Source organism: Clostridium sardiniense, from assembly GCF_016907995.1.
GTDB classification, from domain to species: Bacteria; Bacillota; Clostridia; order Clostridiales; family Clostridiaceae; genus Clostridium; species Clostridium sardiniense.
Map to the genome: position 1 here is coordinate 192,319 of NZ_JAFBDA010000003.1, position 18,089 is coordinate 210,407.

The following is an 18,089-nucleotide window of genomic DNA, read 5'->3' on the forward strand; positions in this document are numbered from 1 at the left end:
CTTGGAAGAATTTTATTCTAGTTTTCACATAATTTTTCTATTGTTTTAGGTAGTTCTTCTATTATATCCCTTGCATTTACACTATACATATTTCTTGATAATTCATCTCCTATATACCCATGAACATATGCACCTAAAAGAGTTCCTTCTATTATATTGAGATTTTGTCCTATAAAAGAAGCTATAATTCCAGTTAAACAATCACCCATTCCCCCTGAAGCCATCTTGCTATTTCCAGTAGTATTTATAAATACATCAATACCGTCTGTAATAACTGTATGATAACCTTTTAGTAAGACTGTAATATTATGTTCTTTTGCAAATTTCTTTGCAATCTCAATTCTATCTTTCTCAACTTCACTTATAGTTTTATCTACTAATCTGGCCATTTCTCCTGGATGAGGTGTTATTATTGTTCTACCTTTTAACCCTTTAATTAGATCATTATTTTCACTTATTATATTAAGAGCATCTGCATCTAAGACTAATTTGCAATCAGTCTCCTCTATAATCTTTTTTAAAATCATTTTACTATTTTCAGCTTTACTAAATCCTGGCCCACAAGCTATAACATCAAATTCACCTAAAGTATCTATATCCTCATAACTTGAATATTCTCGTATCATAGCTTCAGTAAGTCTGCCTTTTAATGCACTTGATACATCTTTATGTGTCAATAAAGTCACTAGCCCACTTCCAGTTCTAACGCAAGCTTCTGTAGTTATAAATGCTGCTCCACAATATTTTTCACTACCTGCAACTATCAATATCTTTCCATAATTCCCTTTATGTCCTGTTTTCTTTCTTATAGGAATCATTTTCTTATATTTATCTTTTGATAGTATGTAAGTTCTTTCACTATTTTGTTTTTTTATATAATCTGGTATATCTATATTAACTATTTTTATATCTCCAGTTAACTCTACAGCCTTACTAGACATAAACCCTCTTTTCATCACTTCAACTGTACATGTAATATCTGCCTTTATAGCTTTTCCAAGTGCTTCTCCTGTATCAGAATCCATTCCAGATGGTATATCTATAGCTACCGTAAATTTAGAATATTTATTTATTACTTCTATTATATATTTATAAATACCAGAAACATTCCTATTTAGGCCAATTCCAAATATAGAATCTACTATATAATCGGCCTCCATTACCTTTTCTATTATAGTGTTTTTTATATCTTCTTCTCTTTCTACATTTATAGTAGGAATGTTTAAATTTTTGATTATCTTCAAATTCAAGTTACAATCATTGCTTATTCTCTTTATATCTCCAACTAAAAATACCTCTACATCTTTATTTAATAGATGTAATTTTCTTGCTACTGCTAGTCCATCTCCGCCATTATTCCCTATTCCACAGAAAACAATTATTTTCTTCCCCATCTCTTTAATAATATTAGTTATCCCATTTGCTGCATTTTCCATTAAGACTATTGATGGAATTCCTACTTTATTAATTGTTTCATTATCTATGTTTCTACAACCTTGTCTACTTAAAATTTCCATTCAGTTATGCCTCCTCAATTACAACAAAAGCGATGGCAGTATCTAAATTATGAGATATACTAGCATGAATATTAACTGAACTAATATTTAAATTATTTATTATTTTTTCACTTAAAGTAACTTCTGGTTTACCTAATAAGTCTCTTAATACTTCAATATCATTAAAAGCAAATCCCCTTATTCCAGTACCTAAAGCTTTACTGACCGCTTCTTTTACTGCAAAAGATCCAGCTACAGTTTCCCCTTTAAAGTTTCTGCTTCTTAAAAACTCTATTTCTCTTTCAGTAAACATTTTTTCTAAGAATTTAGAATTTCTATCTATTGCTTTTTCAACCCTAGCTATTTCAATAATGTCAGTTCCTATACCAATTATCATCTTAATTCATCCTTCCCTGTAACATATCATATATATTACATTTTACTATAAATCAAAGATGTTTGTTTTTTATACCACCACTATACTTGTACTTCTAAACTTATCTTATCAAAATCACTAACGTACTCATCAGCGTAAGGTCCTATTATATCAATTAAATGAATTGGTGATACTTGATTTTCATAAAGCATCTTTAATAATGAATTAACTTTTTCTTCTATTGGTGAAATTAAATCTATTGAATCTTTAAATGAATCTATAATTAAATCCCCTTTAATATCAATTCTTTCTATTTCTATACCAAATACCTCTTCTTTTCCCATTAAACTCTTTATAAGCTTGTACTTATATTTCCTTTCAATTCCGTTTGTTATTCTTGAAAATACAAATTTTTCTTTAACCATGATAATCCCCCTCTATATGCCATAAATATGCCTTCTAGTAAAATATATCATAGGTATGTCGTGAAATATGTCAAAGGGTGTTCTTGTAAATATTTTTTTATTGACATGTTTCGTACTTTTCTAGGTGTATATCTATATTTCAACAGTCAAAGTGAGCAATAATTAACTTAAAAATACTTTTCTTGTCGACTATTGTTTAATTTAATTTATAATTATTCTCCATGGAAATTAATTCCTGTTTAATGTAAACTTTTACCATGATTGTTATTTGTATTTTTTTGGATATATATGCATAAAAAAAAGAGCTCCCTAGCTCCTTTTTTCTCTCTCATATCCCCTAAACAACCATAATTGAAACGTGAATACGTTACCATTACCGATATTTTTATTATATCATATAATTCTTTAAAGTTACAATATATTCTAGCATATTTTTTAAAAGTTATAGATTAGTATATACTAATCCATAACTTTATTACACTCTTCATGTATAATATCAGCCTCACTTCTTCTTCTACCAACAAATTTAAAATCTTCTAAAGAAACTTCAGCTATATATTTTTTAGTTCCATCTTTATCTTCATAACTTCCTGTTCTAAGTCTTCCACTTAAACTTATGTAATCACCTTTTCTAAGATACTTACATATTACCTCTGCTTTCTTTCCCCATACAGTTATAGGTATTAAATCTGATTTTCTTGTACCATCTAAAGATTTAAAACTTCTTTCTACTGCAATAATAAATTTCGAATTTACCTTTTCACTACTTTCTAAGTATCTAAGTTCAGGGTCCCTTATTAATTTTCCTAATAATACTATTTTATTCATTCTTATACCTCCTGAGCAATTATACCTAAAAGTATTTCCTTAATTGTAAATATTATTCAAGTTACAGTATTATATTTAGATAATTTTGATGGTATAATTATTATGATGGTAAATTAAGCTATAAATTATAATTGGAGGGATTACATGTCAATATTAGTTTGCGGAGGCGCTGGGTACATTGGAAGCCATATGGTTGCTGAATTATTAGAAAACGGAAATGAAGTTGTTATATTAGACAATCTTGAAAAGGGACATGAAGATGCACTTCTTGGTGGAAAATTATACATTGGTGATTTAAGAGATAGAAAAATACTAGATAAAATATTTAGTGAAAATAATATAGAAGCTGTAATTGATTTTGCTGCTTATTCTTTAGTTGGAGAAAGTATGACTGAACCACTAAAATATTTTAACAATAATGTTTATGGAACTATAAATCTTCTTGAGGCAATGAGAGATTATAATGTAAAATATATAGTATTCTCATCAACAGCTGCCACTTATGGAGAACCTGACGAAATTCCAATATTAGAAGAAAGTAAGACTATACCAACAAATGCTTATGGTGAGTCAAAACTTATTGTTGAAAAAATATTAAATTGGTGCGATCATGCTTATGGAATAAAGTATACTACTCTTAGATACTTTAATGCAGCTGGTGCTCATATAAATGGAAAAATAGGTGAAGATCATTCTCCTGAAACTCATTTAATTCCACTTATCTTAGATGTTGCTTTAGGTAAGCGTGATAAAATAATGATATTCGGTGATGATTATAATACTGAAGATGGAAGTTGTATAAGAGACTATATACATGTGTCAGACTTAGCTTCTGCTCACTCCCTTGCCCTTGAAAGATTAATGGGTGGTGGAGAAAGTAGAATCTATAATTTAGGAAACGGAACTGGCTTCTCTGTTAAAGAAATGATTGAAATCGCAAGAAAGGTTACTGGACATCCTATACCAGCTGAGGTTGCCCCTCGTAGAGCTGGAGATCCAGCAGTCCTTATCGCTTCAAGTGATAAAGCTGTAGAAGAGCTTCATTGGATGCCTCAATTCAATAGCGTTGAAACAATAATAGAAACCGCTTGGAAATGGCATAAAAATCACCCTAATGGATATTCAAAATAAATTTCTAAATTTAAAATAATATTATTAAAGAAGAAAGGGTATATATTTTTAATATATACCCTTTCTTCTTTCATTATCTAAAACAGAATTTAATTCTACTCCAAACATAAATACCATCGATGTTATAAATAACCAAATCATTAAAACAAATACTGTCCAAATGCTGCCATAAAGCCTAGAGTAATGACTAAAATTATTTACATAGAATGAAAAACCTAATGAAGCTACTAACCATCCAAGAGTTGATATTATAGCTCCTGGTATTGCATTTCTAAATTTAACTTTCCTAGCTGGAGTCACTTTGTAAATTGCAGCAAATACAATAATCATCATAACAATTATAATTACGTATCTTAATATATTCCAAATAAAGTTTATCAAGTGCTCAAAAGGCAGCACTGTGTTTAAAAAATCACCTACTAGATTACCAAATACAAGCACAACAAGTGTACTAATAATTGTTAATGCTAATGCTATTACACATATAATTCCTATTATAGATCTTTTAATAAAGGATCTATTTTCTTCTATATTATAAGCTTTATTAACACCTTTTGTTACGGCTCTAAATGCAGAAGAAGCAGACCAAATTGTTAATATTACTGATACCCCTAATACTCCTGTATTCTGAGAATTTACAACTTCTTCTATTGTTGTGCTAGTTAACTCAAATACTGCTGTTGGTAATATCTTTTGCAATCCATCTAAAACCTCAATAGAATTTAAATTACTAAATCCTACTAGAGTAATTAGAAAAATTAAAAAAGGAAAGAATGATATTACTAAATAATATGCTAACTGTGATGCTAGAGCAAAAATATCATCTCTCTTAACCTTAACAAATAAATATAAAAATGTGTCTATCATTGACCTGTTATTAGAATTTTTTTTCATAATCTCACCAATACTATTATTTTATTTTTAATGTTTTATTTTATAATATATCACTTATTATTATTTGTAGCAAAATATATTTATTATACTTCTACTATTTTATCTTTTATCTATTTAATATATGTGTTTATTAACGTTTTCTACTATAGTATAATTTATAATATAGTTAAAATTAAGATTATTATACACTTAATTTCCATAAATTGTAATATTAAGTGTATAATTTAATATGAAAGGGAGTGTTTCATTTGTTGTATACACTTGAAAATGAATCAACTAAAATAACTGCTAGCACTTATGGTGGAGAACTTCACAACTTAATTTCAAAGAAAAATGAAATCGAATTCTTATGGAATGGAGATCCAAAGCATTGGAAATATCATTCTCCAATATTATTTCCTATAGTAGGTAAAGTCAATAACGGTGAATATAGAGCTTGTGGAGCTACATATAACCTTCCTCAGCATGGACTTGCAAGAGTTTCTGATTTTGAAATGATAGATCAAACTAAGGACTCAATAACTTTTGAGTTAAAGTATTCTAATGATACATTAAAAGTATACCCTTATAAATTTTCACTAAAAATTAAATATACTCTTATTGAAAGTGGTGTTAAGGTTACTTATATAGTAAAAAATCTAGATGATAAAATAATTTACTTCTCAATTGGAGCACATCCAGCATTTTTATGCCCAATTGAAGAAAATGAAACTATGAATGATTATTATTTTGAATTCAACCATAAAGAAACAGCTGATACTATGCTTCTTACTAAAGATGGATATTTTAATCATGAAAGAAAAGATTATTTAGATGATGAAAATATAATCCCACTAAGCAAAGAATTATTTGCAGGTGATGCTCTAGTCTTTGATAATCTAAAATCAAATAAGATATCTCTAAAATCAAAGAATCATGGTAAGTCTCTCACTATGGATTTCGAAGGATTCCCATTCATGGGTTTATGGTCTAAAGCAGAAGGAGCTCCATTTGTATGTATAGAACCTTGGTATGGACATGCTGATTATTCTGATTTTACTGGAGAACTTAAAGATAAAGCTGGAATAGAAAAATTAGATGTTAATGATACTTTCCAATGTAGTTATACATTAACTCTATCTGAGTAATATACCTAGTATGTTATATTAAATCAAGATAAATAAAAAAGTCCTCAAATGGACTTTTTTTGTTTATCTATTTCTTATATCATATACAAATAATACTTAATTAATATCCCACTCTCTTGGAAGCAAACTTTTATATTTTGATGTTAAGTATCTATCATCTACAAGCAATGCTTTACCTTCATCTTCTTCTGTTCTTATTACTCTTCCAACAGCCTGCAGGACTTTATTTATCCCAGGATATATATACGCATAATCATATCCCTTATCTTCAAAATAATCTTTAATAATTTCTCTCTCTATAGAAATTTTGGGATAACCTACACCTACAACAACAGTACCAATTAACATATCTCCAGGAAGATCTATTCCTTCTGAAAATATTCCACCAAGTACAGCAAATCCAACCATATTATTATTCTCTCTAAATTCAGATATAAACCGCTCTTTATCCTCTTCATTCATTTCTCTTTCTTGAACTAACATTTTATAACCATCAAATTCTTTATTTATATTCTTAATAAACATATCTAAATAGTCGTATGATGGAAAAAATATCAATGAATTTCCTTTTCTCTCTTGTAAGAACTCTCTAATTTTATCCTCTATATCTTTTATGGTTTTCTCTCTAAACCTAAACCTGGTATTGGCAGGATGCACATTTGCATCAAACTTACTACTATCAAATGGTGATTTTAATCTTAATCTATAAGAATCCTCATTCCCACCAAGTAATTCAATGTAGTAATCAATTGGAGATAATGTCGCTGAAAAAATTACTGTTCCTTTGATTTTATCTGTTATAGCCTTAATTTTATCTGCTGGATTTATGCAGAATAAAGTTATACTAACTTCATTATAATCATACTCAACATAAGTAACATACTCATCTCCATAATATTCACTGACTCCAATAAACTTATTTATATCAAAATATAAATCAAGTAACTCATCATAATATGGTTCACTCTTAAGCTTAACTAATAATTCTTCGCTTTCACCTATAAATGTTCTAAGATATTTATATAATTCCTTAGGTCCCTCTTTTTCATAATAACTATTTTGTTCTCTACTTTCACATTCTCTTCTAATAGTTACAAAATATGAATTTATTTTATTTACTACCTTATAAAGATTTGGAACCTTTCCTTTTAATTCTCTCCTCATCTCTAAAAATTTAGATTTATTAAGCGTTGCTGAATACATACTTCTCCCACGATCCACCAAGTTATGTCCCTCATCTATAAGTAATGCAATCTCATCCCCCATATCTTCGACTACTCTTTTAAGTCCAACTCTTCTATCAAAAATATAATTATAATCACAGATTACTCCATCACACCAATTAATCATATCTAATGATAATTCAAATGGACATATCTCATTTTCTTTAGCTAATTTAAGTATTAATTCCCTATCAATATTTCCACACTCTTTTAGTAAAGAATATATAACATCTTTACTTTTATCATAATAATCAACTGCATACTTACATTCATCAGGATTACAACTTACCTTATCATTTAAACAAACCTTTTGTTTCGCCGTTAGTGTTATACTCCTAAATTTTAATCCTTCTTCTCTAAGTATATTCAATGTATTTTCTGCCACTTGACTATTTACTGTTTTTGCCGTTAAATAAAAAATCTTTTCTTTTATTCCCTCACCTACAGATTTTATAGAAGGAAATATTGTAGATATTGTTTTCCCTATACCTGTCGGTGCTTGAGCAAAAAGTAATTTCCCATCTCTCATAGTTCCATAAACAGCACGTGCAAGCTTTAGTTGACCTTCCCTATATGATTTAAATGGAAACTCTAATTTCTTTATTGATCTATTTCTATTTTCTCTATGATTAACAGATAAAACTACATATTTCTCATAACCTTGTATTATTTCGTTCAAAAAAGCATTTAATTCTTGTATCGTATAATTTCGCCTAAAACTTTTTACTTCATTACTTTCTAATTGATAGTAACTTAATTGTATTTCAATACTATCTAATTTATTTTGAACAGAATATATATATCCATATACTTTAGCTTGAGCCCAATGCAGTTCATTAGAATCATCTATTTCTAATAATGGTCTATATGTAGATTTTATTTCTTCTATTATTACTTTTGATTCTTCGTAAATTATCCCATCAGCTCTTCCATCAATTTTCAAAATAAAATCTTCAAGTTCAAATTCATTACTTAAATAAACTTCTCTTTCATACTTATCAAATATTTCCTCATTACTTTTTTGAAGCTTTTGGTGTGCTCTTATTCCTTCAACAGCTCTTTTCGATGTAGAAAATCTACTATCAATACTTCCACTCTTAAGTATAAATTCTACAAGACCTCTTACAGACTCTCTTATAACTTCTTTATTCATAGCATTTTCCTCTCAAATTTAACCTTGATTATAATTATATCTTACTTTTCAAATTTACTCATAACATTAGATAAATTATTTATGCTATTAGTTAGTGTTTCAAGCTTTCCTTCTATTCTTATAAGCAAATATAATGAAATAGCAATAGGAAAACCTACATTACTAGCAACTTCAATAAAACTTTCCATATTATCATCCCTCCTTATAAATTATAAATATGCAACTTTATAACTTTACAAGAAAAATATTTAAAATATAAAAAAGATGATGTACTAGCATCATCTCTATAATTTAATCTTCGTGATATTCATTTACTATCTTTTGTACCAACTTTTTGATTACACTTGCTTGAGCTATTAAAGATAGTACTAATAAGAAAGTTCTAATTCTTTCTTCTTCATTACCATTTAATTTTAATTGTTTAACTATTTCATCTAGTCTTTCTTCTGTATCTACAGATGTTGATAAAAATGAATCTAAGCTTTCTTTCTGAGTTTCTGCAAACATTTTATATGCTGTTTCCCATGATATGATATCATCAGTTCTATCATTAATTTCATTAAATGCTAAGCTAAATACTTTCTTTATTTCTTCCGTAGTAAGTATAGGTCTCATATAACTAAGTAGCACTAATTGAACTAAATGTATTTTAGTATATCCTCTTTTTTTGCCATCTTCAGGCTTTGTTATGACTTCACTCTTAATATAATTTTGAACTATATTATTAGTATATTTATCATCAGCAAATTTATCATTTAAATAATCAATAACCTGAGATAAAAATAAATCATATTTTGGCAAATCATCATAAGAAATCATACTTCCTTTAGACATTTCTTCAGCAAGTTCATTAATATAATCTGCATTAATTTTGTTACTCATCGATCTTCACCTTTACCTCCATATAAGTCTTAATATTATTATATAGTATAGATAAACTTATTACAAGTTACTTTTACCATTATTATATTTTATTCTTTCCCTATTAAATATATTTAAACATATATTTACACATATTTTTCTTACAAACACCATTTAATTAAATCATTTTATGATATTTAGAAATTCCTTTAGTATGCATATATTCAATTTATATTATTTTTCAACAAATTTTTATATTTTCGGACTTTTATTTCAATATTTTTTATCTATTAATTCTATATGATTCAAAATTTTTTCACCTTTTTTACAAATATTTTCGCATTTTATTAATATTTTTTCCTTTTAACCCTTGTAAACAAGCCATTTTTAGTTTTATAATAGTTGGGTACCAAAATTTAATTTGTAAACTATTGACATTTCTAGAATTTGGTAGTATATTAATTATTGTAGTATTTAATAGTAAATTTTGTAGTTTAATAAAACTTAATATTTTTACTGTTGACTTTAAATTACAATTTTGGTAAGATAACATAGTAAATTGTCGAATATTGATGAATTTTGCAATTTATGATTAATGTATAATTTGAGGAGGAAACTTTTATGAAATCAACAGGTGTAGTTAGAAGAGTAGATGAACTAGGAAGAATAGTTATTCCAATAGAGTTAAGAAGAACTCTAGATATAGCAGAAAAAGATGCTTTAGAAATATATGTAGATGGTGAGCAAATCATCCTTAAGAAGTATGAGCCAGCTTGTATCTTCTGTGGAGATGCTAGAGATGTTGTTAACTATAAAGGAAAGAACATCTGCAAGAACTGTTTAGCTGAATTAAAGAGATAGTATTACTTAAAATACAGATATATTCCCCTAAAATATATTTGTATTTTTTAATAATAAAGTCACTGAGCCGGACTCAGTGACTTTTTATTATATTACAATTTATATATTTGTAGAATATTTATATATTTCGTTTTTAGCTACTTTCCTATCCTTTGCAACTTTTTTTATTGCATCCTTTTTACTAAAACCTTCTTCTATATATTTAACTATATGTTCTTCTATAGAAAGTTCTTCAAATTCAGCTCTTTTTTCTTTTTCTATTTCTTCTTCACTTAATCCATCAAGTACAAGAACAAACTCTCCTCTTGGTGAATTATTATTGAAATGTTCTATTACTTCTGATAAACTTCCTCTAACTATTTCCTCATGTAGTTTTGTAAGTTCTCTACATGCTGCAATATTTCTATCCCCAAAATTATTTAATAGAAAATCTAATGTACTTAGTAATCTATGAGGTGCCTCATAAAATATTAAAGTTTCTTTTCTCTCTTTTAATTCTTCAACTATAATCTTTCTTGATTTAGTATCTCTTGGAATAAACCCTTTAAACATGAATGCTGAACTATCTAATCCTGAATATATTAATGCAGTTGCAAAAGCTGTAGCTCCTGGAAGAACTTCAAATTCTAAGCCTTCTTCAATACATTTTTTTACTATAACACTTCCTGGATCTGAAATTCCTGGCATACCAGCATCACTTACTAATGCAATTTGCTCTCCTCTTTTTAATCTATCTAATATTTCATCACTTTTACCTTGCTCATTATGCATATGGTAACTTATTAATGTTTTTTTCAAATTAAAATGATTTAGTAATTTTATTGTTTGCCTTGTATCTTCTGCTGCAACAACATCTGCATTTTCTAAAACTTCTAGCGCTCTTAACGTTATATCTTTTAAATTTCCTATTGGAGTAGGAACTAAATATAATTTTCCATCACTCATTATTTATTATTCTCTCCTCTACCATAGATTCTATTTATTTCATCTGAATAATTTCCATCTTCATTATATACATATATTGGAGCATCCCATTTTAAGAATGATCCCCCGTCTCTTTGACCTTCAACTAATACTATATTAGGAGCTTTATTCTTATTTGGGTGTACCATTCTTATTCTTTTTGGCTCTATTTTATATTTTCTCATTAAAGTAATTATATCTGCCAGTCTTTCAGGCCTATGAACCATAAATAATCTTCCATTATCCTTTAATAGAATTCTTGATGCCTCTATTACATTTTCTAAATTACATAATACTTCATGTCTAGCAATAGATAATTTGTCTGAAGGATTTACTATTCCAGCATTGTTTAATTTATATGGAGGATTAACAGTTATAACATCAGCTTTTTCTACTGTTTTTAAAAAATCTCTGTCTTTTAAATCTCTATGTATAAATTCAATATTATAAGTTTCATTTAGATTTACACTTCTATTTGCCATCTCAACCATATCTTCTTGTACTTCTATTCCTTTTATACTACTTGGATTGTACTTTCCATATAATAAAAATGGTATTATTCCTGTTCCAGTACAGAGATCAATAACTTTATGTTTCTTTTTTACATTTGCAAAATCTGATAATAAAACTGCATCTACACCAAATTTAAAACCATCTGTTTTTTGTATAAGCATTAAACCATTTAATTGTAAGTCATCAATATTCTCGTTATCTTTTATTTCAACACTATTATTTATTGCCATATTTACTCATCCTTCTACATTTAAATTTCTTTTTTAATTATACATTATTAAAATTTACTTCACAACTTCAGTAATACTACTCATTTTACAGCATATAATATTTGTATAATAACAAAAGACCTTAGAAAATTCTAAGGTCTCCTTAATGTATAAAATACTCTAATTTAATATTCTTCTTGCTCCGTAGAAGCTCCATATTGGTGATACTTTAACTACATCTCCTGTACGAGGTGCATGAATAATATTACCATTACCTACATATATTCCAACGTGTCCTGCATGTGGGAATACTAAATCTCCTGGCTTAAGTTCTGCTCTTGATACAGCTCTTCCAGCTCCGATTTGATCATATGTTGTTCTGCCAATATATATTCCTGTTGCCTTGCTATAAACATAGCTTGTAAAACCTGAACAGTCAAATGTGCTTGGTCCTGTTGCACCATAAACATATGGTTTTCCTAATTGTGCATAAGCCATATTTAATACAGCTTGTACACTACCTGATTGAGTACTGCCACCGTTTGATGATGATCCACCATTTGATGATCCGCCACCATTATTTGATGATCCAGCACTTGCTGATCCACCTCTATTTGGAGCGCTTTGTGAAGCCTGTGCTGCAGCTTGCTTTTGTGAAATTGCATTTTGTCCTTTTGTTATAGCTGCATCGATTTCTTCAATTACAGTTGGACTCTTTATTTGATTATTTTTAATATCTTTTAATTGTGATACTGCACCTTTTAAATCATCAATTGAACTATTTGAGTTATTTATAACATCTAATTGTCCTGATATTATTTGTCTTTCCATCTTTGAAAGATACTTAGCATCAAATTCTTTTTGAGCTGCTTTAGCATCAGATGCTAATTTTTCCTGATCACTCTTTAATTTTTCGAATTTACCTAATTCTTGTTGAGTCTCAGTGTTTAATTGCTCAAGTTTCTTACTCTTATCTTGAAGAGATGTGATTTTACTATCTAAGCTCTTTTGATTTGCAAGTAGCTCATCTACAACACTCTTATCAAGTTCTACTAATCTATTTGCAGAATCTAATCTACCTATTAGATCTGAGAAACTATCAGCTCCAAAGATTAATGAAAGGTAACTAGTTTGTCCACCTGACTTATAAAGTTCTCTAAGTCTTCCTCCAAGAACTTCTTCTTGGCTTTTCATCTTCTCTTTAGTTTGTTCCATTTCTTTCTGAGTAGTATCCATTTCTTTCTTAGTGTTAGAAATTTCAACTTTATTATTTTGCACTTTTTGTACTAGTGGTTCTATTTTAACGTTTAAATCATCTATTTTATGTTGTATATCTGATATTTTTGCACCTAATTCTGTGTATTCATCCCTTACTTGATTTACCTCAGTGTTAGTTGGAGTAGCGTATGCTGGTACAGCAGAACTTACAACTAACATGCCTGCAATAATTGCAGCAACAATCTTCTTTCTCATGAGTATATCGGTTCTTTATGAACCTACCCCCCTTTCAAATTCTGTGTTTCTTACTAGAAATACATCTAATATTATATCATCACATCTTTAATGGTACAACCTTAATTATTACATATTCCTTAAAGTCAACTATTTTTTTAAAACAATTTTGTAAATATATATTACAATTGATATTGTTTACATTAACTTGTGTCAATTATAATACAACTTTTCCCAAATATAATTGTTTTTATAAGATGCTTCAACTAAGCCCTGTTAGTAATTATATATCTCTAGATAACTTTACCATTATTTATTATAACTTATAACTTCTTACCTTAATAAATAAGAAGTAAAATTATTTAAACCCTGTTTATTCAATATAAATTTTCTCTCGATTAACACCTTGTTATAGATATTATATTTTTATAATATCACAAACATTACAAAATTGTAATGTTTTTTTTAATAAAAAGTAAACAAAGTTGACAATTGTACTATTTTTGCATATAATATAACATGTCGTAACGGGGTGTGGCGCAGATGGTAGCGCGCATGGTTTGGGACCATGAGGTCGCAGGTTCGAGACCTGTCACCCCGACCACAAAAAGACTATGAGTTAACTCATAGTCTTTTTTTATTTCTATATTTATTCTATTTATATTTATAAATTTTCTTTTTCATCATATCTTTCAGTATATTCCCTATCTGAGCTTGCAGCCTTACATAAAGCTAAAGTTACTATAACAACTAAAACATATCCCAAACCAAACCACATCATACCTTATTTCCTCTCTTTATAATATTTCAGCATTATAAGTATTATTATTGTCAAAAATATAAATAATATAAACATATTGAGTGAAAGTTTTTAGGAGTGAAATTTATGCATAAAAAATACAATGATATATTAACTAAACTTATTTCTTCTTATTATAATAATACATTTGATGAAGAAATCAATAATATTATTAAATCTGAAGAATATTCTGAAGAAGAAATCAAATCAATAATCTCATCCTTATGTGGTGTCTCTGTTAAATCAGATGGTGATTATATTTATAATCTAAAGAAAGCTATTACAGATTATTCTGTTAAAAACAAGCTCGTTGAGAAAATCTCAAAATGTAGTTCTTCTTGCCATACAGGTAATGATGGAAAAACAGCTTGCCAAAGATCATGTCCTTTTGATGCAATTCTAAAAGATCCAATTTCAAGTAATACATATATTAATACTGACCTATGTACTGATTGTGGAGTATGCGTTACTACTTGTCATGACGGTAGATATCTTGACAAAATAGAACTTATACCGCTGTTAGATTTACTAAAAAATAATACTAAAGTTATTGCAGCCGTTGCCCCTGCTATAATTGGTCAATTTGGAGACACTATTACTATGGATCAACTAAGAACAGCTTTCATAAAAATGGGATTTACAGATATGATAGAAGTCGCTTTTGCTGCTGATATGCTCACAATAAAGGAAGCTTTTGAATTCAATCATCATGTAAAGAGTACAGATGATCTATTAATTACTTCTTGCTGCTGTCCAATGTGGATTGGAATGATTAAAGGTGTATATAATGATTTAGTCAAGCATGTCACACCTTCAGTATCACCGATGATTGCTGCTGCAAGAGTAATCAAAACATTGAATGAAGACGTTAAAGTGGTATTCATAGGACCTTGTATAGCGAAAAAAGCTGAAGCAAGAGAAAAAGACTTGATTGGTGATGTAGACTTAGTTCTTACATTTGAAGAGTTGCAAGGTTTATTTAATACTCTTAATATTAAACCAGCTTCACTACCAGAAACAATTTCAGGTGAGTATACTTCTAGAGGCGGTAGAATATATGCACGAGCAAATGGAGTAACAACCGCTATTTCTGAAGCTGTATCTGAATTATTCCCTGAAAAGTCCAACTTATTTATAGGTAAAAATGCTAGTGGAGTAAAAGAGTGCAAAGCATTATTAAATGAAGTCATCGGTTCTTCATGCAACTATAATTTCATAGAAGGTATGGGATGTGTTGGAGGATGCGTTGGTGGACCTAAACGTATAATTGCAGTTGAGGAAGGAACAAAAGCGGTCACAGACTTCGCATATTCATCACCAATAAAAATAGCTACGCATAGTGATATATTGGTGGATTTATTTAAAAGACTTGGAATAGAAAATTTCGAAGACTTACTTGATGAAGAAAAAACTAAGATTTTTCATAGAACTTTTTAGAAAACATAGCATATAACTAAATATACTTGTATAATTACTGTAGGATAAAACTCTATTCTACAGTTTATTTTTAGCTTTAAAAGGGGGCAGAATATGTTTAATGACGTAAAAGCAGCAATCTTTGATTTAGATGGAACTTTAATTGATTCTATGTGGGTTTGGGAGCAAATAGATATGGATTATCTTGGTGAAAAAAATATAGAAGTTCCGGAAAATTTAAATGATGAAATTGGACATTTAAGTTTTAATCAAGTTGCTGTATATTTTAAGGAAAGATTCAAATTAGAAGATTCCTTAGACGAAATAAAGAAATCATGGAGTGATATGGCTTATTATCACTATTCAACGGATATAAAATTAAAAAATGGTGTAATAGAATTTTTTAATTTCTTAAAAAAATCAAATATTAAAATAGGATTGGCTACTAGCAATTCTCTTCATCTTTTAGAAGCTGTTTTAAAAAATAATGGAATATATAATTATTTTGATTCAATAACTATTACAGATGAAGTATCAGTTGGGAAACATGAGCCTGATGTATATCTTCTAGCATCAAAAAAATTAGGAGTATCTCCTGAAGAATGTGTTGTGTTCGAAGATATTATCCAAGCTGTTAAGGGGGCAAAGAAGGCTGGAATGAAAGTTATAGGTGTGGAAGATATTAGAAGCTTAAATGATAAAAATGAGATTCTTTCATTAGCTGATGATTTCATTACTGATTTTCGTGAAATAATACCTCAAGAAATAGTAGTTTAATTGATATAGTTTTATATATAACAAAAAGGTAATTTTCTAATGAAAATTACCTTTTTAAATTAATTGATATTACTTTCTAGTAACTCCGTATTTAGCTTCTAATTCTTTTAATACATCTAAGTATTTTCTTTGTTGTCTTTCTTGGATTAATTGTTGAACAACTGCATCTTTCACTTCTTCAAATGATTTTGTCTTTGGCTCATTTTTAGCATCAACTAAAATTAAGTGATATCCAAATTGAGTCTTAACTGGTTCTGTAACTTTTCCGATTTCTGCTTCAAATGCAGCATTTTCGAATTCTGGAACCATCATTCCTCTACCAAATGCTCCAAGATTTCCGCCTTGTTCCTTTGATGGACAGCTTGAATATTTCATAGCTGCTTCTTCAAAGCTTATTCCATTGTCTATTTCTTCTTTTATCTTAACAGCATCATCTTCATTTTCAACTAATATATGCTTAGCTGAAACAGTAGCTTGTTCTTCAAATTGTTCCTTATGAGCATCGTAGTATTCTTTAGCTTCTTCATCAGTAACTGTTACATCTGCTAATATTTTTCCAATAGTCATTTGAGTTAATATTTCTTTAGCTAAACGATTAACTGTTTCTTTGTATTCTTCAGTTTCATTTAATTTTAACTCTTCACCTAATTTGCTCATTAATTCAAAAGAAATAACTTGTTCTAATAATTGTTTCTTACCTTGCTCACTTTCGAACATCATTCTTCTATCTTCTGGGTACTTTGATATTATTTCATTTAATTCTTTTTCAGTTATTTCTTGTGAACCAACTGTTGCTAATACTTTATTTTCCATTTTAAAATCTCCTTTTCTACTTCTACTGTAATTTATTCTACCATCTAATTCTATCAATATATATATAATTTAACAATCTAAATAGCATAACTTAAACATTTATTGTAAAATTTTTATTCATTCATTAATTTTGTCCACAGTTTCTATATCTTTTGTGGATAATATCCACAATTCATGTTGTGTTCTGTGCATAATTTTAAAAATTCTTTTGTATTACTACTAATACTTTTTTGTATTTTGGCAAATAAAAAAAGATGTTCTTATCTAGAACATCTTTTTATTTGGTGGAGATAAAGAGATTCGAACTCTTGACCCCCTGCGTGCAAGGCAGGTGCTCTCCCAACTGAGCTATACCCCCATATATGGTGGCTCGAGTAGGAATCGAACCTACGACACGCGGATCTTCAATCCGCTGCTCTACCAACTGAGCTATCGAGCCACACTTACCTGGCAACGTCCTACTCTCCCACACAGTCTCCCGTGCAGTACCATTGGCGCTATAGAACTTAACTTTCCTGTTCGGAATGGGAAGGAGTGTTTCCTCTATGCCATCATCACCAGATTTCAGATTATTCTCTGAAAATTGCACATGAATTTTTGTTGATCGTCTTTTTATTGGTCAAGCCCTCGACCTATTAGTATCAGTCAGCTGAACATATTGCTATGCTTACACCTCTGACCTATCAACCTTGTGTTCTTCAAGGGGTCTTACTAGCTTACGCTATGGGAAATCTCATCTTGAGGTGGGCTTCACGCTTAGATGCTTTCAGCG

General features: G+C 28.9%; 17 protein-coding genes, 3 tRNA genes and 2 rRNA genes. 6 read left to right on the forward strand and 16 right to left on the reverse strand.

Annotated elements, in window-relative coordinates; genetic code table 11:
• Nucleotides 1-17: 17 nt before the first annotated feature.
• From JOC62_RS04545 to JOC62_RS04560, 4 genes are all read right to left on the reverse strand, one after another.
• Complete coding sequence (locus JOC62_RS04545) at nt 18-1,517, reverse strand: NAD(P)H-hydrate dehydratase (protein ID WP_204594045.1); 1,500 nt, start codon at nt 1,515-1,517, stop codon at nt 18-20.
• Nucleotides 1,518-1,521: 4 nt separating this feature from the next.
• Nucleotides 1,522-1,893 (reverse strand): holo-ACP synthase, encoded by a 372-nt coding sequence (gene acpS / locus JOC62_RS04550; protein ID WP_204594046.1) that lies wholly within the window; start codon nt 1,891-1,893, stop codon nt 1,522-1,524.
• A gap of 80 nt (nt 1,894-1,973) precedes the next feature.
• Nucleotides 1,974-2,297 carry a DUF6514 family protein gene (locus JOC62_RS04555; RefSeq protein ID WP_204594047.1) on the reverse strand — a complete coding sequence of 108 codons (324 nt, stop codon included), beginning with the start codon at nt 2,295-2,297 and terminating at the stop codon, nt 1,974-1,976.
• A 459-nt stretch (nt 2,298-2,756) separates the two neighbouring features.
• Nucleotides 2,757-3,125, reverse strand: a complete 369-nt coding sequence (locus JOC62_RS04560; protein WP_204594048.1) for a single-stranded DNA-binding protein — start codon at nt 3,123-3,125, stop codon at nt 2,757-2,759.
• Between the two features lie 144 nt (nt 3,126-3,269).
• Here JOC62_RS04560 and galE point away from each other — a divergent pair, with 144 nt between their 5' ends.
• Nucleotides 3,270-4,256 carry a UDP-glucose 4-epimerase GalE gene (gene galE, locus JOC62_RS04565; protein WP_204594049.1) on the forward strand — a complete coding sequence of 329 codons (987 nt, stop codon included), beginning with the start codon at nt 3,270-3,272 and terminating at the stop codon, nt 4,254-4,256.
• Nucleotides 4,257-4,304: 48 nt separating this feature from the next.
• On the opposite strand, the gene JOC62_RS04570 is transcribed toward galE, so the two are convergent.
• On the reverse strand, nt 4,305-5,150 hold the full coding sequence (locus JOC62_RS04570; RefSeq protein WP_204594050.1) for a YihY/virulence factor BrkB family protein: 846 nt from the start codon (nt 5,148-5,150) through the stop codon (nt 4,305-4,307).
• 248 nt (nt 5,151-5,398) lie between these two features.
• On the opposite strand from JOC62_RS04570, the gene JOC62_RS04575 reads away from it, so the two are divergent.
• Entirely contained in the window at nt 5,399-6,277 is an 879-nt protein-coding gene (locus JOC62_RS04575; RefSeq protein ID WP_204594051.1) for an aldose 1-epimerase family protein, read from the forward strand.
• A gap of 96 nt (nt 6,278-6,373) precedes the next feature.
• Here the strand turns inward: JOC62_RS04575 and JOC62_RS04580 are convergent, their stop codons facing one another.
• From JOC62_RS04580 to JOC62_RS04590, 3 genes are all read right to left on the reverse strand, one after another.
• Complete coding sequence (locus JOC62_RS04580) at nt 6,374-8,653, reverse strand: ATP-dependent DNA helicase (protein ID WP_204594052.1); 2,280 nt, start codon at nt 8,651-8,653, stop codon at nt 6,374-6,376.
• A 41-nt stretch (nt 8,654-8,694) separates the two neighbouring features.
• On the reverse strand, nt 8,695-8,841 hold the full coding sequence (locus JOC62_RS04585; RefSeq protein WP_204594053.1) for a YvrJ family protein: 147 nt from the start codon (nt 8,839-8,841) through the stop codon (nt 8,695-8,697).
• Between the two features lie 103 nt (nt 8,842-8,944).
• The gene (locus JOC62_RS04590; RefSeq protein WP_204594054.1) at nt 8,945-9,535 is read right to left on the reverse strand and encodes a DUF1836 domain-containing protein; all 591 of its coding nucleotides are present in this window, start codon (nt 9,533-9,535) and stop codon (nt 8,945-8,947) included.
• Between the two features lie 600 nt (nt 9,536-10,135).
• On the opposite strand from JOC62_RS04590, the gene JOC62_RS04595 reads away from it, so the two are divergent.
• Nucleotides 10,136-10,375, forward strand: coding sequence for an AbrB/MazE/SpoVT family DNA-binding domain-containing protein (locus JOC62_RS04595; RefSeq protein ID WP_039311870.1), 240 nt, complete (start codon nt 10,136-10,138; stop codon nt 10,373-10,375).
• Between the two features lie 99 nt (nt 10,376-10,474).
• Here JOC62_RS04595 and rsmI read toward each other — a convergent pair whose 3' ends face one another.
• The 3 genes from rsmI to JOC62_RS04610 all read right to left on the reverse strand — a co-directional run bounded on the left by rsmI (nt 10,475) and on the right by JOC62_RS04610 (nt 13,533).
• On the reverse strand, nt 10,475-11,320 hold the full coding sequence (gene rsmI / locus JOC62_RS04600; RefSeq protein ID WP_204594055.1) for a 16S rRNA (cytidine(1402)-2'-O)-methyltransferase: 846 nt from the start codon (nt 11,318-11,320) through the stop codon (nt 10,475-10,477).
• On the reverse strand, nt 11,320-12,081 hold the full coding sequence (locus JOC62_RS04605; protein WP_204594056.1) for a tRNA1(Val) (adenine(37)-N6)-methyltransferase: 762 nt from the start codon (nt 12,079-12,081) through the stop codon (nt 11,320-11,322). Before JOC62_RS04605 ends, rsmI begins: the two co-directional genes overlap by 1 nt.
• A 159-nt stretch (nt 12,082-12,240) precedes the next feature.
• Entirely contained in the window at nt 12,241-13,533 is a 1,293-nt protein-coding gene (locus tag JOC62_RS04610) for a C40 family peptidase (protein WP_204594057.1), read from the reverse strand.
• Nucleotides 13,534-14,040: 507 nt separating this feature from the next.
• On the opposite strand from JOC62_RS04610, the gene JOC62_RS04615 reads away from it, so the two are divergent.
• The 3 genes from JOC62_RS04615 (at nt 14,041) to JOC62_RS04625 (ending at nt 16,504) form a co-directional block, all read left to right on the forward strand.
• A tRNA-Pro gene (locus JOC62_RS04615) sits at nt 14,041-14,116 on the forward strand.
• Between the two features lie 282 nt (nt 14,117-14,398).
• Nucleotides 14,399-15,748, forward strand: a complete 1,350-nt coding sequence (locus JOC62_RS04620) for a [Fe-Fe] hydrogenase large subunit C-terminal domain-containing protein (protein WP_204594058.1) — start codon at nt 14,399-14,401, stop codon at nt 15,746-15,748.
• A gap of 93 nt (nt 15,749-15,841) precedes the next feature.
• The gene (locus JOC62_RS04625) at nt 15,842-16,504 is read left to right on the forward strand and encodes an HAD family hydrolase (protein ID WP_204594059.1); all 663 of its coding nucleotides are present in this window, start codon (nt 15,842-15,844) and stop codon (nt 16,502-16,504) included.
• Nucleotides 16,505-16,573: 69 nt separating this feature from the next.
• Here the strand turns inward: JOC62_RS04625 and JOC62_RS04630 are convergent, their stop codons facing one another.
• The 5 genes from JOC62_RS04630 to JOC62_RS04650 form a co-directional block, all read right to left on the reverse strand.
• Nucleotides 16,574-17,317 carry a peptidylprolyl isomerase gene (locus tag JOC62_RS04630; RefSeq protein ID WP_204594060.1) on the reverse strand — a complete coding sequence of 248 codons (744 nt, stop codon included), beginning with the start codon at nt 17,315-17,317 and terminating at the stop codon, nt 16,574-16,576.
• A gap of 282 nt (nt 17,318-17,599) precedes the next feature.
• A tRNA-Ala gene (locus tag JOC62_RS04635) sits at nt 17,600-17,675 on the reverse strand.
• 5 nt (nt 17,676-17,680) lie between these two features.
• A tRNA-Phe gene (locus JOC62_RS04640) sits at nt 17,681-17,756 on the reverse strand.
• Between the two features lie 6 nt (nt 17,757-17,762).
• A 5S ribosomal RNA gene (gene rrf, locus JOC62_RS04645) occupies nt 17,763-17,879 on the reverse strand.
• A 53-nt stretch (nt 17,880-17,932) separates the two neighbouring features.
• Nucleotides 17,933-18,089: ribosomal RNA gene (locus JOC62_RS04650) — 23S ribosomal RNA — on the reverse strand; the annotation flags it as partial.

Bases quoted from the DNA above. Each gene is read 5' to 3' on its own strand.
- JOC62_RS04570 (WP_204594050.1), bottom strand. From the start codon at position 5,150: ATGAAAAAAAATTCTAATAACAGGTCAATGATAGACACATTTTTATAT.
- JOC62_RS04610 (WP_204594057.1), bottom strand. From the start codon at position 13,533: ATGAGAAAGAAGATTGTTGCTGCAATTATTGCAGGCATGTTAGTTGTA.
- JOC62_RS04620 (WP_204594058.1), top strand. From the start codon at position 14,399: ATGCATAAAAAATACAATGATATATTAACTAAACTTATTTCTTCTTAT.
- rsmI (WP_204594055.1), bottom strand. From the start codon at position 11,320: ATGAGTGATGGAAAATTATATTTAGTTCCTACTCCAATAGGAAATTTA.
- JOC62_RS04585 (WP_204594053.1), bottom strand. From the start codon at position 8,841: ATGGAAAGTTTTATTGAAGTTGCTAGTAATGTAGGTTTTCCTATTGCT.
- JOC62_RS04555 (WP_204594047.1), bottom strand. From the start codon at position 2,297: ATGGTTAAAGAAAAATTTGTATTTTCAAGAATAACAAACGGAATTGAA.
- JOC62_RS04590 (WP_204594054.1), bottom strand. From the start codon at position 9,535: ATGAGTAACAAAATTAATGCAGATTATATTAATGAACTTGCTGAAGAA.
- JOC62_RS04580 (WP_204594052.1), bottom strand. From the start codon at position 8,653: ATGAATAAAGAAGTTATAAGAGAGTCTGTAAGAGGTCTTGTAGAATTT.
- JOC62_RS04560 (WP_204594048.1), bottom strand. From the start codon at position 3,125: ATGAATAAAATAGTATTATTAGGAAAATTAATAAGGGACCCTGAACTT.
- acpS (WP_204594046.1), bottom strand. From the start codon at position 1,893: ATGATAATTGGTATAGGAACTGACATTATTGAAATAGCTAGGGTTGAA.
- JOC62_RS04625 (WP_204594059.1), top strand. From the start codon at position 15,842: ATGTTTAATGACGTAAAAGCAGCAATCTTTGATTTAGATGGAACTTTA.
- JOC62_RS04545 (WP_204594045.1), bottom strand. From the start codon at position 1,517: ATGGAAATTTTAAGTAGACAAGGTTGTAGAAACATAGATAATGAAACA.
- JOC62_RS04605 (WP_204594056.1), bottom strand. From the start codon at position 12,081: ATGGCAATAAATAATAGTGTTGAAATAAAAGATAACGAGAATATTGAT.
- JOC62_RS04630 (WP_204594060.1), bottom strand. From the start codon at position 17,317: ATGGAAAATAAAGTATTAGCAACAGTTGGTTCACAAGAAATAACTGAA.
- galE (WP_204594049.1), top strand. From the start codon at position 3,270: ATGTCAATATTAGTTTGCGGAGGCGCTGGGTACATTGGAAGCCATATG.
- JOC62_RS04595 (WP_039311870.1), top strand. From the start codon at position 10,136: ATGAAATCAACAGGTGTAGTTAGAAGAGTAGATGAACTAGGAAGAATA.